Origin of the sequence: Shewanella sp. SACH, from assembly GCF_001887095.2 — a bacterium.
Classification (GTDB): Bacteria; Pseudomonadota; Gammaproteobacteria; order Enterobacterales; family Shewanellaceae; genus Shewanella; species Shewanella baltica.
Genome location: NZ_MPDG02000004.1, coordinates 278,141 through 297,101, shown reverse-complemented (window position 1 = coordinate 297,101; position 18,961 = coordinate 278,141). Strand labels below are relative to the sequence as shown.

Annotated in this window: 14 protein-coding genes; 4 read left to right on the top strand and 10 right to left on the bottom strand. The window is 45.4% G+C overall.

The annotated features are described in order from the left end of the window. Nucleotides 1–329 precede the first annotated feature (329 nt). Nucleotides 330–2,780 carry a GGDEF domain-containing phosphodiesterase gene (locus BM607_RS16825; protein WP_071940229.1) on the top strand — a complete coding sequence of 817 codons (2,451 nt, stop codon included), beginning with the start codon at nucleotides 330–332 and terminating at the stop codon, nucleotides 2,778–2,780. Here BM607_RS16825 and BM607_RS16820 read toward each other — a convergent pair. After that, nucleotides 2,737–3,720: an alpha/beta fold hydrolase gene (locus BM607_RS16820; RefSeq protein WP_006079354.1), complete on the bottom strand. Its 984-nt coding sequence runs from the start codon at nucleotides 3,718–3,720 to the stop codon at nucleotides 2,737–2,739. The genes BM607_RS16825 and BM607_RS16820 overlap by 44 nt on opposite strands. 95 nt (nucleotides 3,721–3,815) lie before the next feature. Further along, entirely contained in the window at nucleotides 3,816–5,627 is a 1,812-nt protein-coding gene (locus BM607_RS16815) for a DUF885 domain-containing protein (RefSeq protein WP_071940230.1), read from the bottom strand. A 210-nt stretch (nucleotides 5,628–5,837) separates the two neighbouring features. Here BM607_RS16815 and add point away from each other — a divergent pair, with 210 nt between their 5' ends. Next, nucleotides 5,838–6,833, top strand: a complete 996-nt coding sequence (add, locus tag BM607_RS16810) for an adenosine deaminase (protein ID WP_071940231.1) — start codon at nucleotides 5,838–5,840, stop codon at nucleotides 6,831–6,833. Nucleotides 6,834–6,930: 97 nt separating this feature from the next. Here add and hemN read toward each other — a convergent pair whose 3' ends face one another. The 5 genes from hemN to BM607_RS16780 form a co-directional block, all read right to left on the bottom strand. Then, nucleotides 6,931–8,307: an oxygen-independent coproporphyrinogen III oxidase gene (gene hemN, locus BM607_RS16805; RefSeq protein ID WP_006084752.1), complete on the bottom strand. Its 1,377-nt coding sequence runs from the start codon at nucleotides 8,305–8,307 to the stop codon at nucleotides 6,931–6,933. Nucleotides 8,308–8,568: 261 nt separating this feature from the next. Next, the gene (locus tag BM607_RS16800; protein ID WP_071940232.1) at nucleotides 8,569–9,036 is read right to left on the bottom strand and encodes a DUF2489 domain-containing protein; all 468 of its coding nucleotides are present in this window, start codon (nucleotides 9,034–9,036) and stop codon (nucleotides 8,569–8,571) included. A 73-nt stretch (nucleotides 9,037–9,109) separates the two neighbouring features. Next, on the bottom strand, nucleotides 9,110–9,670 hold the full coding sequence (gene yihI / locus BM607_RS16795; RefSeq protein WP_006079359.1) for a Der GTPase-activating protein YihI: 561 nt from the start codon (nucleotides 9,668–9,670) through the stop codon (nucleotides 9,110–9,112). Between the two features lie 90 nt (nucleotides 9,671–9,760). Further along, nucleotides 9,761–10,399 (bottom strand): class I SAM-dependent methyltransferase, encoded by a 639-nt coding sequence (locus BM607_RS16790; RefSeq protein WP_071940233.1) that lies wholly within the window; start codon nucleotides 10,397–10,399, stop codon nucleotides 9,761–9,763. A gap of 821 nt (nucleotides 10,400–11,220) precedes the next feature. Continuing rightward, nucleotides 11,221–11,844 (bottom strand): c-type cytochrome, encoded by a 624-nt coding sequence (locus tag BM607_RS16780; protein WP_006084749.1) that lies wholly within the window; start codon nucleotides 11,842–11,844, stop codon nucleotides 11,221–11,223. Nucleotides 11,845–12,012: 168 nt separating this feature from the next. Between BM607_RS16780 and yihA the strand changes: the two genes are divergently transcribed. Continuing rightward, nucleotides 12,013–12,672 carry a ribosome biogenesis GTP-binding protein YihA/YsxC gene (gene yihA, locus BM607_RS16775; RefSeq protein WP_006079362.1) on the top strand — a complete coding sequence of 220 codons (660 nt, stop codon included), beginning with the start codon at nucleotides 12,013–12,015 and terminating at the stop codon, nucleotides 12,670–12,672. A gap of 1,198 nt (nucleotides 12,673–13,870) precedes the next feature. Here yihA and polA read toward each other — a convergent pair. After that, nucleotides 13,871–16,636 (bottom strand): DNA polymerase I, encoded by a 2,766-nt coding sequence (gene polA, locus BM607_RS16770; protein WP_071940234.1) that lies wholly within the window; start codon nucleotides 16,634–16,636, stop codon nucleotides 13,871–13,873. Between the two features lie 387 nt (nucleotides 16,637–17,023). Here polA and elbB point away from each other — a divergent pair, with 387 nt between their 5' ends. After that, entirely contained in the window at nucleotides 17,024–17,686 is a 663-nt protein-coding gene (gene elbB / locus BM607_RS16765) for an isoprenoid biosynthesis glyoxalase ElbB (protein WP_006084747.1), read from the top strand. 81 nt (nucleotides 17,687–17,767) lie between these two features. Here the strand turns inward: elbB and glpG are convergent, their stop codons facing one another. Both glpG and glpE read right to left on the bottom strand, forming a co-directional pair. Beyond that, entirely contained in the window at nucleotides 17,768–18,613 is an 846-nt protein-coding gene (glpG, locus tag BM607_RS16760; protein ID WP_006079366.1) for a rhomboid family intramembrane serine protease GlpG, read from the bottom strand. Then, nucleotides 18,610–18,915 carry a thiosulfate sulfurtransferase GlpE gene (gene glpE, locus BM607_RS16755; protein ID WP_006084745.1) on the bottom strand — a complete coding sequence of 102 codons (306 nt, stop codon included), beginning with the start codon at nucleotides 18,913–18,915 and terminating at the stop codon, nucleotides 18,610–18,612. Before glpE ends, glpG begins: the two co-directional genes overlap by 4 nt. Nucleotides 18,916–18,961: the final 46 nt, after the last annotated feature.

Sequence of the window (18,961 nt, the reverse complement as noted above, 5' to 3'; positions counted from 1 at the left end):
AGTGTGGGGTCTCCCCATGTGAGAGTAGGTCATCGCCAAGCGCCTAATTATCTCATTGAGATGTAACGAAGCCAGCTGAATAAGCTGGCTTTTTTGCGTCTGAAACTTGTTAAATCAGCGTTAATACAGAACATTGTTCTATTCGTTTTAGCTCTGGTCATTTCGCTAGTTCTTTACGTTTTTTCCTTCCTTTATTTCAGACTTTTATACTCTAAGTTGATTATTTACATCAAGATCTCGCTTAGTTTGATAAGTCCTTTTGCTTAGTGGTTAGTTTCCCGTTAGCATACAAAACTATTCACATTTTTGTTCAAGGCTGTCTGTTGCCTATGCTTCGTAAGCTTTCGCTCGCGGTACTGCTCCCTCTGTGTATGCTGACACTATATTTAGTGTTGGTCATAGGCGAGTACCTGTTTGAAAGCGATCAAGTGCGTGCTGAATTGGCGCAGCGACAATCGACACTGATAAAGCAGCAGTTGTTCCGGATGCAGAATGTGGTTCAATCGGCGCAGGCTTTACAGGATGTGGAGCGGATCGAGCAGGAGGTTTCCTTCGCTGCGCTGGATATGGGCACTATGGTTTATATCTTAGTTGATGCTGATAGCCGTATTCGTTTTGCAAACCATACTGTTTGGCGCGATAGCAATGCCATGCAAGTCATTGATGGTTATGATGCTACTCGTCATCGTGCTGTGGTTCAGGCTTTCCTGCCACAAATTCTCGTTAATCTCGAACGCTTAACCATTCAAGCATATTATCCCGTCTTGCCTCAGTATGGTGGTGCGGTTGATTTGATTTATCTTGAAGCCGATTTAGCGCCTTTAGTTGCCGAAGCTTCCGCTAAGTTACAACAACGTTTTATGCGGGTTTGGGGGCTGGGTGGATTATTACTGATTGGTTTTACCTTTATTCTCTATTTCCTGTTGATCCGTCCATTCCAAATATTAAGCGAGGCCGCTAAACAGGTAGGAACTTCTTCCTTTTCGACATCGATCCCTTGGAGCTCATCAGAAGTTTTATCATTGCAAGCCAGTTTGCAACAGGTACATGAACGTTTGAGTCGTGCTGTGAAACAGTTGAATGACAGTGAACTGCGCTGGCTGTTTGCGGTGGAAGGCTCGCGGAACGGTATTTGGGATTGGGATATCAGCACGGGTGAGGTTTTTCTTTCTGATCGCTGGAAAGAGATGATCGGTTATGCACCGGATGAATTAGCGGGCGTATTCCAGACTTGGGAAACGCGGTTACATCCCGATGATAGGGATATCGTACTTGATGCGTTGCAGGAGTACGTTAGCGGTAAAAGTAAGGAATTTGAAAGTGTCCATCGCCTGCGACATAGAGAGGGGTATTATGTGTGGGTGCTGGATCGCGGCATGCTGGTTGATTGGGACCCTCAAGGACGTCCTACTCGGATGATCGGCATTCATATGGATGTGTCAGAAAGTGCCAAGAACCATGCTGCGATTAATGAACTTGTGGATCAATCTGTTACGGGTCGCAAGATGTTACCCGATGTCTTTATGGCGCGACTATCGCAATTTTTAACCCAAGGTAATAGTTCAGGTCAATGGGGATCATTGCTGCTTGTTGAGGTGGATAGGTTAGGCTTGGTCGCAACTTTAAACTCCCACGAATTAGAGCGTTTACTCACGCAAGTGGCTGCACGTCTATCGAGTTATTTCACTGAGAATATTACCGTTGGCCGATTGGAGTCCGGTGATTTTGTTTTGCTGGCTAAAGACTTAGCGATAGATGCTTCAGTGGCTGCGCGTCGTGCTTTAGCGCTTGCGAGTGAGTTAAGGCAAGTGATTGCTCGACCATTCCATTACGGTCATCATCACTTTGAGCTCTGCGCGAATGTGGGGATTTGTTTGCTCGACAGCATAGAGACCTTAGATCCAGCTTTAGTCATGCGCCGCGCCGAGCTAGCAACCTTGAGTGCTAAGCGACCAGGGCAAGCGGGATGCGCTTTCTATCATGCTGAGATGGATTTACGTCAGAGCCGTGATGAACAGTTACAACAGGAATTACAGACGGCATTACAGCAAGATAGCATGACGTTAATGTTCCAACCTGTGATGAATGCGCACAGTGAATTGGTCTCGGCTGAAGTGCTCACGCGTTGGTATCGTGCCGATGGCGAGTTTATCCCGCCTACAGAGTTCGTAGCGTTAGCCGAACAGGGAGGAATGATTGCTGAACTCGATCTTTGGGTCGCTAAACGTGTGTGTCAGTTTATTCAGACATCCCATGCCCAAGGCCGGAGTTTGCCGACTTTAACCCTTAATATCAGTGCATTCTCATTTGGTCAGGCAGATTTTGTTGATGCATTGGTTGCCTTAGTTAAAGAGCATGGCATTGCGGCTAATCAACTGGGTATTGAGCTCAATGAGGCCGCATTGTTAATGCAACTACAGTTTGTGGCTGAGCGCGTGTCTAAGTTAGTTGATGCAGGGATAGGCATCGTCCTCGATCATTTCGGTTCTGGCTCGAGTGCTTTGAGTTGTTTAGCCAATCAGCCATTAGTTGCGGTTAAATTGGATATGGGTTGTATTGATTCATTAGCCACAATGCCACAAAGAGTGAAGGCGTTAATTGTCTCTGCGCAGCAGTTTAATTTGCACGTGGTGGCTAAAGGCGTTGAATCACCCCAACACTATCAAGCCTTTGTTGAATTTGGCTGTGATGGTTATCAGGGCTATTTATTCAGCCGAGCGCTAAACCAAGCGGACTTTATCCAGCTTGTTTGTCCTCGTCCTTTATTGCGTAGCGTTTAAAGAAGTCGAGGGCATAATTTAAGGCTTGGTTTCGATAGGCGTCTTTTTCCATAAAAATCTCATGGGCAGCCCCTGCTATCACCTTCAATTGACAATGAGTGCTCACCGCAAGATTCTGGGCCGCATTATCAACAATCTTATCTTCACTCGCTTGCAGTATCAGGATCGGCGTGCGAATTTGCGCCGTTGCCAGTACGCAAGTGTCTGCCGCATCTAAAGACTCTGTCAACCAACGGTTAGTTGGGGAACCGAGTTGTAACTTAGGGGCCGCGTCATACAAGTCTCGATAGGCTTGGTATCTACTTTGGCAATGGGTTAGCTCATTTCCTTTGAAGGGAACCGGTTTATAGTTCTGTCCTCCAAGCACATAGTTAGGTTCGCCGCCATTGAGAGTGGTATCGAGCTTACTTGCTAACCAGCGCACGAATGCTTTTGGCATAGGTAATTTGATGCCATACATGGGCGCTGAAAATGCCGCGGCGGTAAAAATATCGGGATGCTGTTTGAGATACAAAGTGCCAATCGCGCCGCCCATTGAATGGCCAAGTAGCATGAGTTGTTTGTCGTTTTGCGGTAACACTTTCTTTTGCATAAACAGTGCAAAATCATCGATATAATCATTGAATCTTCGCACGTGGCCCATGTGCGGATTGATTGTCATACGATCCGACAATCCTTGGCCACGGTGATCGATGGCATAAACTGAGTAACCCTGTTGGTACAAGTCGAAGACTAATTCTTGATACTTTAAATAGGATTCAACTCGGCCACTACTGAGAACGATTGCGGTATGCGCTTGGGGATGTTTGACCATCATATAGGCCAGCGTGATGCCATCAGCTGTGATCAGCGTGTCTTGAACAACGCTTTGCCAGAAGGCTTGCTGCTCTGAGGTATTTAAATCGTGTTCAGTCGAAAATGTCGCTTTGGCTTGGCTCATACTCAGTCGCAAATCATTTGGCTTGAATGGTTTGCTAGAGTGTAACAGACAACCACGGGAGTCTGAAAATACCGACTCCCATGGTTGTGATTAACTTAGCGTGTCGCCTTTTTAGCTTCAATAAAATCATTGATTTGCTGTTCGAGGATCGACATAGGTACTGAGCCATTTTCGAGCACAGCGTCGTGGAAGGCGCGAATATCAAACTTGTCGCCGAGTTCCTGTTCTGCTTTAGCGCGTAGCCGCTTGATCGTTAACTCGCCAATCTTGTAGGACAAAGCTTGTCCTGGCCAGGAAATATAACGGTCAATTTCGGTCGTGACATTGTGCAGTGATAGCGCGGTATTGCTGGCCATAAAGTCGATGGCTTGTTGACGGCTCCACCCTTGGGCATGCATGCCTGTGTCTACGACTAAACGCGCCGCCCGCCACATTTCATAGGTTAGGCGGCCAAAGTTACTGTATGGATCTTGGTAGAAGCCAGCCTCCAAACCTAAGTATTCGCAATACAGACCCCAGCCTTCACCGAAGGCAGAGATATAGCCATAACGACGGAAGTCAGGGAGTGACGTTAGCTCAGAGTTGAGTGAAATTTGCAGATGATGACCGGGTACGGCTTCGTGCAAAGTTAAAGCTTCTAACTCGTAGAGTGGGCGCTTATCCAATGCATAAGTGTTGACCCAGTAGTAACCGGGTTCGTCATCGCTGTTCGATCCTGAATATCGTCCTGTGGTGTATTTCGGCGCAATTTCTGCGGGCACTGGTGCTATACCATAGGGTTTACGGGGGAGTTTGCCGAAGTACTTAGGCAGCATGGCATCGGCTTTTTTGGCAATAAATGCCGCTTCTTTGAGTAACTGATCGGCACTGGTGGTGTAGAACTGGGGATCGGTCCGCAGGAAATGTAAGAAGTCGGCAAAGCTGCCTTTAAAGCCAACGGACTTGATGATTTGCTCCATCTCTTGGCGGATACGCTTAACTTCTTTTAAGCCCAGTTCATGCACTTCTGCCGACGTCATATTCAAGGTCGTATAGTAACGCACCCGATTCTCATAAAACTCAGCACCGTTAGGTAAGCTACTGGCTGCGATATTTTCCCGTGCATTGGGAATGTACTCTTTAGTCATAAAATCATAGAAGTTTTGATATAGCGGCAGGACTTTTTGCTCGACTAAGGCGCGACCTTCTTGGGTCAGCTGAGTTTTTTGTGCTTCAGTGAAATAGCTGGGGTATTGCGTAAAAGGTTTGAAATAACCGCTCTTTTCCACAGGGACGATATAAGCACTGATACTGTCTTCAAAGCCATTGAGTGTCACTTTAGGCGGCGTTATTCCCTCGGCTAATCCTTGCTTTAGCCAGTGAGTTTGCTGGGCGAAATAGGTCGGGAGTGCATTAAGTTTGGCAATATAGTTGCGGTAATCCTCAAGGGTGTTGAATCTTCCCTGTGCGATTGAGGTGATATAAGCGTGGAAGCCGCTTTCCGCGGTAATGGGCAAGTAATAATCTTTAAAGCGATACAGGTCGACATCGTTTTGGATCTGATCTTCCAGTATTTGAGCGTTAATCTTATCTTCTTTACTCAAACTGCTGCGGTCGAGTGCTTTGAGCTGCGCTAATACTGCGATTTGGCCTTGATTGAGCTTAGTGAGTGCAGCTGGCGAGAGATCCGATAACTTTCCTGCGGCACTGGCATCGCCCATGCTGTAAGCCATTTCAGGACTCGCGCTGAGCTGTAATTGCCAGCTTTGGTCGATAATCGCCTGCAGCGCGGGAGCTATGGGCTCAACTTGCGATTGTGTTGCTGATATTGCCTGTGGCGCTGCGGTTTGGCCATTTTTTGTGATTTGAGTGGCACTGCAGGCGCTTAATGCGCATATCAATAAACTGGGGGTTAAGAGTTTATGCATAGTCGATCTCTGATATTTTCGTTGTTATTGAAGTCATTATGCCTGATGAATACGGCAGTTCCTTGTATGGATATTAAGCAGAATTGTGACTGAATGTGAATTTAAATGCGTTTGGCGCATAAATGCCCCTGAAAATGCGTGTTAAACTTAGTGTCCGCCCGCGACCAAATAACAAAAGCATTGGCTGGGTAGTTCAAATAGGGGTTAAATATGATTGATACATCCATTCCATTGGTGGATCTGCATCGTCACCTAGACGGTAATGTGCGAGTAAACACCATTTGGGAACTAGGACACCAACACGGCATTGCGCTACCTGCCGATTCTTTAGAGACTCTCGCACCTTTTGTGCAAATTCAGGGGAAAGAAACTAGCTTAGTCGCCTTCTTAAAGAAGCTCGATTGGATGGTTGGCGTACTCGCTGACTTGGATGCGGTTAAACGCGTTGCCTATGAAAACGCTGCCGATGCGGCGTTGTCTGGCTTAGATTACGCTGAGTTACGTTTTAGTCCTTACTATATGGCGATGAACCATAAGTTACCGATTGAAGGCGTAGTTGAAGCGGTAGTCGACGGCGTTAAAGCGGGCTTAAAAGACTATAACGTGAAGATCAATTTGATTGGTATTTTGTCACGTTCATTCGGTCAAGCCGCTTGTACTCAAGAACTTGAAGGCTTACTCGCCCATAAACAACATCTCGTGGCTATAGACTTAGCTGGCGATGAAATGGGCTTCCCTGGCGAGTTATTTAACGATCACTTTAAGCGTGTTCGTGATGCTGGCCTTGCGATTACGGCTCACGCCGGTGAAGCCGCGGGTTCACAAAGTATGTGGCAAGCGATTCAAGAACTTGGCGCGACGCGAATTGGTCATGGGGTGAACGCGATTCACGATCCTAAGCTGATGGAATATCTTGCTAAGCACCGGATTGGTATCGAATCTTGCCCAACCAGTAACTTGCATACTTCTACAGTGGCTTCTTACGCTGAGCATCCTTTTAGAACCTTTATGGATGCAGGTGTATTGATCAACTTAAATACCGATGATCCCGGTGTGAGCGCTATCGACATTAATCATGAGTATCGTATCGCTAAATCCGAACTCGAATTAACCGATGCCGAATTGGCGCAGGTGCAACGCAACGGCGTTGAAATGGCGTTTTTATCCGACAGTGATCGCAAAGCACTGTATGCCGCTAAGGTATAAACAGGCTCTGAGTCATTACTAAAAATAGCTATAAATAAAAATCCGACTCTAGAGTCGGATTTTTTTATGAGCGTTCGCGAGTGCAGCGATAGGCGCTTTAGATCACGCGCGAGAACTGTTGCTGACGCGCTTTTTGACGATAGTAAAGGTCGAAACACATACAGATATTGCGGATCAATAAACGGCCAGTTGGGCTGATAGTGATCTGTCTGTCGACGATTTCAACTAACTTGTCATCGATAAATGTCTGCATTAACTTAAGATCTTCCGCGAAATAGGTTTCGAAGTTAATCCCCAGTTTCTCATCAATTTTCGCCATATCTAGTTCGAAGTGGCAAATCAGCTGTTTAATCACTACGCGGCGGATTTCATCGTCACGGTTCAGGCTGCAACCTTTCCACAAAGCATGGCCTTCCTTATCTATGGCTTCATAGTAAGGGCGGATATCTTTTTGGTTTTGCGCATAGCAGTCGCCAATCTGACTGATGGACGACACGCCAAGACCTAACAAATCACATTCTTCTTGGGTGGTATAACCTTGGAAGTTGCGGTGCAGTCTGCCTTCGCGCTGTAACTTTGCTAACTCGTCATCGGGTTTAGCAAAGTGGTCCATACCGATATATTGGTAACCCGCGCCAGTTAAGGTCTCGATAGTTTGGTGCAGCATTTCGAGTTTTTGTTTTGGCGAAGGTAAATGCTCGTCTTTGATCTTACGTTGTGCAGCAAAGCGCGCAGGTAAGTGAGCATAGTTAAATACCGACAGACGGTCAGGCGATAAATCTAAAACGCGCTGCATAGTGACGGCAAAGGTTTCTGGCGTTTGGTGTGGCAAACCATAGATTAAATCTATGTTGGTCGACACAAAACCCATGGCTTTCGCTTTGGCCATCAAGTCGAAGATAAATTGCTCATCTTGTTCGCGATTAACGGCAATTTGCACTTCTTTATTGAAATCTTGTACGCCGATGGAGATCCGGTTGAAGCCCGCTTCTTTCAATGTGTCGAGCATTGACAGTTCTATCTCGCGAGGATCGACTTCAATTGAGTACTCGCCTTCTTCCGCAAAGTTAAAGTTAGCTTTAATCAATGACGTAAGTTTAAGAATCTGCTCAGGATTTAAGAAAGTAGGTGTACCGCCGCCCCAATGCATTTGGGTTACGCTGTAATGTTTAAACAGGGGCGCACGTTTAATAATTTCTTGGCTTAAATATTCAATGTACTGATCGGCTTTGTGTTGGTGGCGGGTGATAACTTTATTACAGCCGCAGTAATAACAAAGCTTGGCGCAGAACGGGATATGAATATACAGCGACAGTTTATCGCTTTTGCTATTTTCAATGGCCGTCAGCAGGTTTTGTTCGGTGAATGTGTCATCGAACTCCAATGCCGTTGGGTAAGAGGTATAACGGGGACCGCTGTAGTTATACTTTTCGATCATCGACTGATCCCAGCTAATCTGAGTGGGCTGCTTCAAGGCGTGTCCTCCGTGGGTAAATTAGCAACAAGCGAAGTATGCAAGGTTCTTAAGCAAATAACCTTGATCTAGGTTGTAAAAATGACGTCTGTCTTTTTAGAAGTTATGCAATATCTATCAAAAAAGTACGCTTGTCTGTCGATATATGGTGGTTTTGTGCGCAGGCTCACGGGAGAAAGCAGAGTAAGATTGGAGTGGGTTTTATCGAGATGACCTCAAAACCACAACATAAGTGGTCTTGAGGTATAACAATGAGCGAGTTTAATGCATCGCTTTGGCTTGGTAATCCGCCAGTTTTTTCGCATCATCACTGATGCCTTGCTCTAATGACGCTTCGGACTTCATTCTGATCAAGTCTAACTTCATCCTTTCTTGCTTAGGCAAGGCTTGACGAGCGTCCATGATGGGATGATTTTTAATTAGCTCAAAGTGTTTGAATAATGAAGGGTAATCGGGAGCCACGCGCTCACTCAATGACAGGATTTCAAATAATCGGCCAATTCTGACCACGCCTTCAGAGATCTCACAGCGGTCTTCAATCATGGCTGTGGCGATATAGCGGATATCATCTAAAACTTGGGCGCGTTTTGCATTCGCCGTGACTTCACGCTCGGCTTGTTCGGCCTGCTGACGCTTTTTTTGCTGCCTGAGTTTTAGGATTAAGAACGTGGCGTAGCTACTAAGCGCTACTATGATGATAAAACCGAGAATAATGATAGCCGTAGACACAGAGACTCCTTATATGAATGGCATAAGGAGCACAGCTAAAAAACTGAGTTCCCTATGCCTTAGCACTGAGAGGTTAGAACTTGTCTTGATAATCTTTCAGTAAGTCAGCGCCTGATTCGAACTTGTCGAACAACTCATCGTCAGACAAAGACTTAGCTGGTGATGAAGGTGCGTCATCATCCATGTCGTCGCTAATGCCCAGTTTAACCATCAGAGCTTCAATCTTATTCAGCTGTTGATCTAACCATTTTTGATCCACATCGTTGAGATCACGGCCTTCTTCCAGCATATCTAACAGCTGATTTAGTCTTGGATCTTCTTCCAATTTCAGCAGTTTTTGTTCGTCAGTCAGCTTAGCTTGTTTCACTTTTGGCTGAGCGGCTTTATCTGTTACCACTGCCGCAGGAATCGCTAAAGCAATAGGCTTTTTGCTGCCATGACGCGGGTCTTTTTTCTTCGCGGCCTGCTGTTGCGGCGCTTGCGCTAAAATTAAGCTTTCGTTATGACGACTGCCTGATTTATTGCCAGAATCTTTACGTTTGCCAGTCGCTACAGCGCGATCTTGCTTCTTCACTCTTGGCTGTAACTTAGGGCTGTTCTCGCCGCCCTTGCGTGTTTTCTTGCTACGAGACATGGTCTTCTCAATTGTTTACAACGTATGGCCCCGTAGACTAAGGTTGAGCTTGTCTACAAGGTGCGAAATTAGGCCGAGTGTTATACCAGATTATGATGTTTTTTGCATCAAAACGAGGTCCTTTGCGGCAAATAATAGTTCAAAATCGCTATTGTTTGCTAGGTACTCGAAGGTTTGTCGCTGGTAAAAGCTCACATGGGTGAGGTTGTTCTTGTAATGCCACTTAGCAAAACCATCTAATTCAGTCAGTAACGGTGTGCTTATCGCTAACCAACCACCAGAATGAAGTAGTCGAGAGAGTAAGGCCCACTCTTTTATTGGGTACTGAAAATGCTCAAAAACGCGATAACAGCAGATAAAATCATATTCTTGCTTTAACACATCATGATTCGGGGCAAAAAAGGGATCGTATTGGTTTAACTTGTGGCCCGCATTTTCTATGGTCGCCAAACTCTCATTATCGAGTATGCGTCCAAAATTCAATCCTAATAAACTACCTGCTAGCTGCTGCTCTAATTGCGCTAACAGCGGCAAAATAAATTGCGATAGCTGCTTTTGCTTCAACGCTATGCGTGAACGACCGTATCTTTGTTTCTCTGCCGCGGGTGGTAAATGGCTATTGGCATCCGCAAAGGTTAACTCACATGTCTTGCAAACATAAAAACTTCGTTTTTTATCTTGATGAAGGAGTTGTGTCTGACTGTTATGACAAAGAGGGCATCTGGGCATTGAGTCTGCTGAAGTGGTTATTAAGGCTTTGATTGTACCAATTATATTGGTCGAGTGCACATTTTAGACACTGGTGGTGTATTTACACCAAAGAAAAAAGGCGGCAGTTAAACTGCCGCCTTACAAAGGGTGCTTTAGCACCTTATCCTGATTCCAAGTATCCATACTTGCTATGCGACTTTCCCGGTCGGTATCCTTCTTTTTTTTACTGCTTTCCCTGCATTATTTTTGTTAACGATCTTCCAGACACTTTATTTTTTTCTGTCGCCATCCTGACCACAGTTTCCGTAGATGGTCTCGCGACACATCATTGTATAGCATCGTCATCATTGACGTTTAGTTAACCATCCATGTTACTTAAGTACCTTCCAGTGATAACAAGCATCCAGCCAGTGCATCCTAAGCTTATCGCTTCCTTTGCTACAGTTTACATCATGTAAACTGTGTCCTGATGGGGCAAGTTACCCTGAGTGTAAGGCGTTTTGCTAGAAGCAAATTGGCGTTATCGGCCATCCCTTACAAAATTGTGCTGACCTGGATTTCAAGTGGAAATCACGACTCTTGTTATTATTAGAGAGTGGTCTTAAGTATATTATTGTTATTGAGTGTCTTTATTCTTATATCTTGAATGTTAATTATACCGAAACCTGTAAGTTATTATTAATCTTTTTGTACAAACAGATGGGTTTATCTCGGTACGGGGCTTATTAAACCCAAATCTGTGATCTATGTCAAGCACGAATCTTATGCAGTTTACGTTCACGTCAACTTGGTGGTGTAAAAAAAGGGTGATAATACACCCCTTTCTTAACTGACTAAGATTACTTCAGGCTAGAAAGATACTTAGATAGTGCGTCGATATCGCTATCGCTTAGCTTTTTAGCCACATCTTGCATCATGCCGTTCAGGTCATTATGACGACCCGCTTCACGGAATTTTGTCAGTTGGATCTTGATGTAGTTGGCGTGTTGGCCAGCCAATGTTGGGAAGCCTGCAAGTTCTGCGCCTTTACCATCTGGGCCATGACATGCCATACAAGCGGTAATGCCACGTGAAACATCGCCACCTTTGTAAAGTTTAGCGCCTAACTCAGGGACATCTTTCGCTTCAGCTACTTGGATTGCTTGGCTAGAAAAATATGCAGTAATGTCGAGAATATCCTGATCGCTTAGAGGCATTGCCATGCCACTCATGATAGGATCCATACGACCGTCTTTACCGCCAGTTTGCGCTGCACTACGGAAATCATGTAGTTGCTTTTGGAGGTAAGTGGCGTGTTGGCCCGCAAGTTTAGGGTACATATCGATCATACTGTTACCGTCCATACCATGGCAGGCTGAACAGACAATGATTTTCGTTTTTCCCGCTTCAGCATTACCTTCAGCAATCGCAGGTGAAGATATGGCGGCAATTACAACAGACAGCGCAAGAGCTAGCTTTTTCATGGCGTTCCAACTTCTGGTTAAGATTATTATCCTGAGCTTACTAGGGTGACCCGCAAGCGTGGTAAAATATGATTAATGTGATCGGAGTAATATTTTACACGAAAACGTGGAAAAGTAAGTAATTCTTCATAAATTATGGTATTGCGTAGAAAAATTTCGGAGTAAATAGTGACTGAATCTCGTATAGATTTTCGTAGGGCAAAGTTTTTAATCAGTGCACCTGACATTGCACATTTGGATCAATATCTGCCCGGCGATGTTGGAGTTGAGATTGCATTTGCTGGCCGCTCTAATGCTGGAAAGTCTAGTGCACTCAATGCATTAACTGAGCAAAAAAGTTTAGCAAGAACCAGTAAAACCCCTGGCCGAACTCAATTAATTAACGTATTTGAGTTAGATGCTCAGCGTCGTTTAGTTGACTTACCTGGCTATGGTTTTGCACAAGTCCCGCTTGCGTTGAAAAATAAATGGCAGCAGGCATTAGGTGAATATTTGCAAAAACGCGCTTGTTTAAGTGGCGTGGTTGTCTTGATGGATATACGTCATCCACTAAAAGATCTCGATATGCAGATGATCGAGTGGGCGGTTGCTAGTGAAATCCCTGTGTTAGCTTTGCTGACCAAGTCAGACAAATTAGCTCAAAGCGCTAAGATGAAAACGGTAAATGAAGTGCGTCTGGCGTTGAGTGAGTTTGGCGACTGGGTACAAGTTGAGCCTTTCTCATCGCTTAAAGGAACCGGTAAGCCTAAAGTGTTGGCTATTCTAAATGAATGGTGCCATCCGCAATGGTTGACCGATGAGTTAGATGCGGCGAACAACGCCGAATAATATTGCCTGTTTTGGCATACATGGTCGAGTTTGACTGTGTATGCCGCCCCTCTGTTTTTTCCTGTAATTTTTCCTTATCTTTCCCTCTTGTTAAGCTTTTATCCCTATTCACTTTTCGTCAATTTCAGGCAAAAAAATAGCCGATGAAAGTGTCATCGGCCAAAAATATTAGCTCTTTTGGGGAGAAGCTAAATTCAACAAGACTCAAGCACCACCAAATTAGCTTCAATGGTTCTCAATGAAACTAGCATACAGCCAATTTACTTTTTATTAAAGTAAATACTCTAAAATTTACCTAAAGTCTGAAAAAAGAGCAAAAAAAAGCCTCAGCAAACAAGTTGCTGAGGCGCCAGAATTTGGCTCATCACTATAAGTGAAATAAAGGTCTGAAAGATAGAACATCTTAACCTCTGTACCCTACGCAGAGAATAGTACTCTATTTATCTTTAAATGGAAAACAGTTTTTTCAAAAAAGAGGTAATTATGTGCGCTTGATCTCAGGTTTTGAGTGAAAAAGCATCTTAAATTGATCTTAAAATTTCATTAAAAATGCTTAATCGGCTGATTTAGCGGGGTAATCCGAAATTTATATACAAAAGAGATCAATATTTGAGATTTAATGTTTTTACTCTAAATCTGGCTTAATGTTTTAGTGTACGCGTGAGAGAACAACCGTTATGACACTTTTGAGCATATATAGCTGGCTTTAACGCCGTTTCGATTCGCGTAATCACAACCTTGAGTCTCCATCTGCTGCGGCAGTGTATCGATGAGCTCTACTGCTAAATGTATCAGGTAAAGATTGTGTGGTAGTGAGTTATGCATATTGCTGCCGATGAAGTTGCATCGTACTTAAGGCTCTAGTGTTTGTGGGGAAAGGAATGTTTAGTTGTGAGTCATGGTTTGTGTCGTCTGTTAAGTTGCGCCGAACTTAACGCTCTAAAGCGTGCGGAGTAGAGATTGTTTGGTTGCGAGTTAGGTATTGTGCTGCCGATGAAGTTTTGCCTAACTTAACGATCTGATTTGTATTGTGAAAAGATAATTTGCGCACAGTGATGAAAGGGACTCAGTATTGATGTGCTTAGAGATGATTAAGACGGGAGAGAGCTAACCTGAGTTCAAAATATTGAATTCAGGTTAGCTTTATTTACTTTAAATCATATTGATAGTGCTAGTTTTGATTTTAATGTCACTAAGGTTAGTGGGCTTCATCCCAGTTATTACCAATGCCCGCTTCGGCAAGTAGTTCAACATCGAGATCGGCGGCTTGTGCCATTAAAGTGCAGATTGTCTTTTTAAGCGCTTCTGCTTTATCCGCATCGACTTCAAACACCAATTCATCGTGAACCTGCATGATCATAGTGATTTCGCCTTGGGTTTCTGTCTTTATCCACTGGGCGATATTGATCATGGCCTTTTTGATGATGTCGGCAGCCGTGCCTTGCATTGGGGCATTAATCGCAGCACGTTCAGCACCTTGGCGGCGCATCGCGTTACGATCACGGATTTCGGGCAAGTAGAGGCGACGACCAAACAGAGTCGATACATAACCTAGGTCGGCAGCCCCCGCACGCGTCTCTTCCATATAACGTAATACGCCTGGATAACGGGCAAAGTAGGTGTCGATATAGGTTTGTGCTTCATGGCGCGGGATATCGAGCTGACGCGCTAAACCAAAGGCTGACATGCCGTAAATTAAGCCGAAGTTAACCGCTTTGGCGCGGCGACGCTGTTCTGTGGTTACTTCATCAAAGTTAGTGCCAAACACTTCGGCAGCCGTAGCTCTGTGAATGTCTTTGCCCTCGGCGAAGGCTTTGAGTAAGCCAGCATCTTGGGATAAATGCGCCATGATCCGTAGTTCGATTTGCGAGTAGTCGGCTGCCAAAATTTTACGACCATCAGGTGCGATAAAGGCTTGGCGAATACGGCGACCTTCTTCGGTGCGGATAGGAATATTCTGCAGATTAGGTTCGCTCGATGATAAGCGTCCTGTTGCCGCATTGGCCTGATGATAGCTAGTGTGCACACGACCCGTTTTAGCATTGACCATTAGTGGCAGTTTATCTGTGTAAGTGCTCTTTAATTTAGATAGGCTGCGATGTTCGAGGATCACCTTTGGCAAAGGGAAATCTAATGCCAATTCAACTAATACTTCTTCTGCCGTCGATGGAGCGCCCTTGGGGGTCTTTTTGGTGATCGGATAACCTAGCTTTTCAAAAAACAATACTTGCAGTTGCTTAGGCGAGCCAAGGTTAAATTTCTCACCGGCAATGTCGTAGGCTTTCTCTTCCAAGGTATCGATTTTACGCGCCAGCTCGTCGCTTTGTTGGCCGAGTAACATGCTGTCGATTAATACCCCTTGGCGTTCAATATCCGACAATACTTGGATCAGCGGCAATTCGACTTCGGTAAACATAGCGGCCAGTTCCGCTTCTTTTTCGAGTCTTGGCCACAAATGTTGGTGTAAACGTAGGGTGATGTCGGCATCTTCGGCCGCATAAGGCGCAGCCGTTTCTAGTGGAATTTGGTTGAAGGTCAGCTGTTTTGCACCTTTGCCGGCGATTTCTTCGAAGCTGATATTCTTATGGCCTAAGTACTTGAGCGCTAAGCCATCCATATCATGGCGCGAAGCCACTGAGTTGAAGACATAGGATTCGAGCATGGTGTCGAAAGCGACGCCCTGCAGTTTGATACCCGCATTGGCTAAGATACTTATGTCGTACTTAAGATTTTGACCGACTTTCTTAAGTTTTGGATCTTCAAGCAGTGGACGCAGTTTTTCTAGCGCGACGGTTTTATCGATTTGAGTCGGTGCGCCAACATAATCATGGGTCAAAGGCAGATAAGCCGCTTTTCCTGCCTCAACGGCGAAGGAGATCCCGACTAATTCAGCCACCATGTAATCTAAGCTGGTGGTCTCGGTATCTACCGCCATCAAGTCGGCTTTTTTAAGCTTAGCAATCCAAGCGTCTAATTCGGCTTCCGTGAGAATGCAGTCGTACTGCGTTGCAATCGCTTCGACTGGAGTTGAGTCTTCCTGTGTCTCGGATGCCGCATCAATTGAGGTATTTGCAGTGATTTTGTTATCTAAGACTTCGGCTAACCAACGCTTAAACTCCATCTCGCCGTAGCATTTGATCAGTTCATCTTTGTCCGCGGGCTTGATGGTGAGTTCGTGCCAGTCTTGCTCAAGTTCGACATCGGTTTTAATGGTGGCGAGTTCGTAAGAAAGCTTGAGCATATCGGCATTTTCAATGATCTTCGCCGCCATGGTTTTAGAACCCCTAAAGCCGAGCTCGGCGACTTTTTCGGGTTCCGCTAATAAATTACTCACGCTGCCGGCTCCTGTGAGCATAGCGAGCGCAGTTTTCTCACCAACGCCGGGTAAGCCGGGAATGTTGTCGGCCTTGTCGCCCATCAGCGCTAGCAAATCTATGATACGGTCTGGACCAACACCAAATTTAATCGCGACTTCTTCTGGGCCCATTATGGTGTCTGTCATGGTGTTGATTAGCGTGACGTTCTCATCGACTAACTGCGCCATGTCTTTATCGCCAGTGCTGATAAGCACTGCACGGTTTTCTAAACTGGCTTGGCGAGCAATAGTGCCGATCACGTCATCGGCTTCGACGCCGGAAATCGAAATCAGTGGTAAACCCAGTGCGCGAATAATGCGGTGTAAAGGTTCGATTTGCGAACGTAGGTCATCAGGCATTGGTGGGCGCTGTGCTTTGTACTCGCTGTACATGTCATTGCGGAAGGTTTTGCCCTTGGCATCGAACACGACTGCGATATGGCTCGGCTGATAGCGAGTCAGCAAGCTGCGTAACATATTCACTACGCCATAAACGGCACCGGTTGCTTCGCCCTTTGAGTTTGTCAGGTGAGGAGGCGCATAATAAGCGCGATATAAATAAGAAGATCCATCCACAAGCACAAGTGGGTTTTTAGCGACGGTTGGCATAAGTATTTTTCGTTTATCGATGACTTAGATGGCGCTAAGCATGCCACATAAGCGCTATTTCAGCCACGGCAAAATGACTCTCAGCCTGTGGATAAGTCTGTGAGTGAAAAAGTCAACTGAGAATAATGGCGATGATTACGGCTTAGTGCGATATTTTTAAGTTGTTGTTTTTTATATTTATAAAAGATTTGTGTGAGTTCAATACTGTTTCGTAAAAAATCTTCCCAATTTGTGGATTTTTTATTGACTCCGTAAAATACATCTAAGGATTGGCTTAATTTTCGGCACCCGTCAGATTCGACGAATTAAGTTAGCACGATTTTTAATCAGATCAACTAGTTTGTTTGTAGTTTGTTAAAACTTAATGACATAAGAAGGATATTTTTAATGAAAAAAGTCGCAGTGTTACTGAGTGGATGCGGTGTTTTCGATGGAACAGAGATCCATGAATCGGTTTTAACGCTTTTATGCTTATCCAAAGCGGGGGCTCACTACCAATGTTTTGCACCTGATATCAAACAGATGCATGTGGTCGATCACCTCACTGGCGAGGTCGATGCGACAGCAAGTCGTAATGTGCTGGTGGAGTCGGCGCGCATTGCCCGTGGCGAAGTTAAAGCGACCACAGAATTAGCTATCGCCGAATTTGATGCCTTGATCATTCCCGGTGGTTTTGGTGCGGCGAAAAATCTGTGTAATTTTGCGACGAACGGCAGCGAGTGTGAAGTAGATCCGCTGGTCACAGATTTTATCAATGAGTTCATTCTGGCGAAAAAGCCCGTTGGCTTTATCTGTATCGCACCTATGATGATCCCACGTTTATATCCCCATGGCGTAAAAGGCACTATTGGTAATGATAGCGATACTGTTGCGGCGTTCAATTTGATGGGTGGAGAGCATCAAGTCGCGACTGTGCATGAGATCGTCGTAGATGAAGCGAATCGAATTGTCAGCACTCCCGCATATATGTTGGCTGGAAGTATTGCTGAAGCGCATTCAGGCATCGAGAAGCTGGTTGCTAAGGTACTGGAGATGACTGACGCGCGTTAGGTTTGTAGAAGTGTAAGAGCGCGTCATTGAACCAAGATAAATCCCCATGCGCTCTTCAGGATTTATCTTGGTATAGCGGGATTAGACTGAGCTTGAGGACTTGCGGCTATCGAATAAACCTTGGGCTAACCCTATGAGTAAGCCACCAATGTGGGCACCGTTCGCAACGGCAACCCCTAGAATATCCGTGAATCCCAATGCCAACCAAATCATCATAAAGGCCATATATGATGGTGGAAAGTCTATTCCAGCAGCAGGTTTACGTATCCCCATGACCCAAGTGTAACCCACCACGGCATACACAACGCCGGATAGCCCGCCGAAGTTAGGTCCACCGACATAATATTGGATGACGTTTGGCAGTGTTCCCGCCACAAACAGCAAGATTAGCAATGGTGCTGTGCCGATACGGGTTTCGATTTTACCGCCTAAATACCACCACCAGAGCAAGTTAAAGATGACGTGCATGGCTGAAAAATGCAGCAGGCTTGGGGTAAAAACACGCCAGAACTGGCTGAACTCTGAACTTGGTACCGCGCCAAAATAGGACAGTGCTGCGTAGGTTTGGTTGGCGAACCCTAAGTTCATCGCCGCAAAAATGAGTACGCAAACTGCAAAAACGATCAACGTGACTGGGCCTGCGCCGGTAATGAATTGGGTAAATAGCTGCAGCGAAGGCGCACCGTAATCTATCTTAGTTTGGGTATCGCCGTGTTCCCACGAGGCTTGCAGATATTTACTGTCGTAGGGATGAGCCATGAAATGGGCAAACTCTGTGCGCGCTTGCTCCAGATCTTTGTCATGGATGACGAGAATGGCGACACCTTGCTCCAGCGGCTCAATTTGGCAGTCAATGTGTTCACCTTTGAGGTAATCGACAAATGCCTGCGCGGCTCTACTGTTGGGGAGTCGGCCAATTTCTATCATGCATTTGCCTCATGCCAGGCGCTATAGCCGCCGTCTAGACTGTAAACGTCATCAAACCCTTGCTCGCATAAATACTGCGCCGCATTTTGGCTGCTCATACCGTGGTAACAAACCACTACCAGTGGGCTGTCCATATCGGCTTGGCTAATAAATTGCGCTAGGTTTTCGTTATTCAGGTTAGTTGCACCTGCAATATGGCCGTTGGTGAAGCTATTGCCATCGCGGATATCGACGATTTGCACTGGCTGTGCTTCGGTCATTTGCAGCAATTGATTAACGCTTAAGTGTTTAAAGGAAGACATAATAAAACCTGACAAAGCTAAGAGATGGAAATCAAGATGGGATAAG

Excerpts from the sequence above, each read along its gene's own strand:
- BM607_RS16825 (WP_071940229.1), top strand. The coding sequence starts at position 330 with ATGCTTCGTAAGCTTTCGCTCGCGGTACTGCTCCCTCTGTGTATGCTG.
- BM607_RS16820 (WP_006079354.1), bottom strand. The coding sequence starts at position 3,720 with ATGAGCCAAGCCAAAGCGACATTTTCGACTGAACACGATTTAAATACC.
- BM607_RS16815 (WP_071940230.1), bottom strand. The coding sequence starts at position 5,627 with ATGCATAAACTCTTAACCCCCAGTTTATTGATATGCGCATTAAGCGCC.
- add (WP_071940231.1), top strand. The coding sequence starts at position 5,838 with ATGATTGATACATCCATTCCATTGGTGGATCTGCATCGTCACCTAGAC.
- yihI (WP_006079359.1), bottom strand. The coding sequence starts at position 9,670 with ATGTCTCGTAGCAAGAAAACACGCAAGGGCGGCGAGAACAGCCCTAAG.
- BM607_RS16790 (WP_071940233.1), bottom strand. The coding sequence starts at position 10,399 with ATGCCCAGATGCCCTCTTTGTCATAACAGTCAGACACAACTCCTTCAT.
- BM607_RS16780 (WP_006084749.1), bottom strand. The coding sequence starts at position 11,844 with ATGAAAAAGCTAGCTCTTGCGCTGTCTGTTGTAATTGCCGCCATATCT.
- polA (WP_071940234.1), bottom strand. The coding sequence starts at position 16,636 with ATGCCAACCGTCGCTAAAAACCCACTTGTGCTTGTGGATGGATCTTCT.
- elbB (WP_006084747.1), top strand. The coding sequence starts at position 17,024 with ATGAAAAAAGTCGCAGTGTTACTGAGTGGATGCGGTGTTTTCGATGGA.
- glpG (WP_006079366.1), bottom strand. The coding sequence starts at position 18,613 with ATGATAGAAATTGGCCGACTCCCCAACAGTAGAGCCGCGCAGGCATTT.
- glpE (WP_006084745.1), bottom strand. The coding sequence starts at position 18,915 with ATGTCTTCCTTTAAACACTTAAGCGTTAATCAATTGCTGCAAATGACC.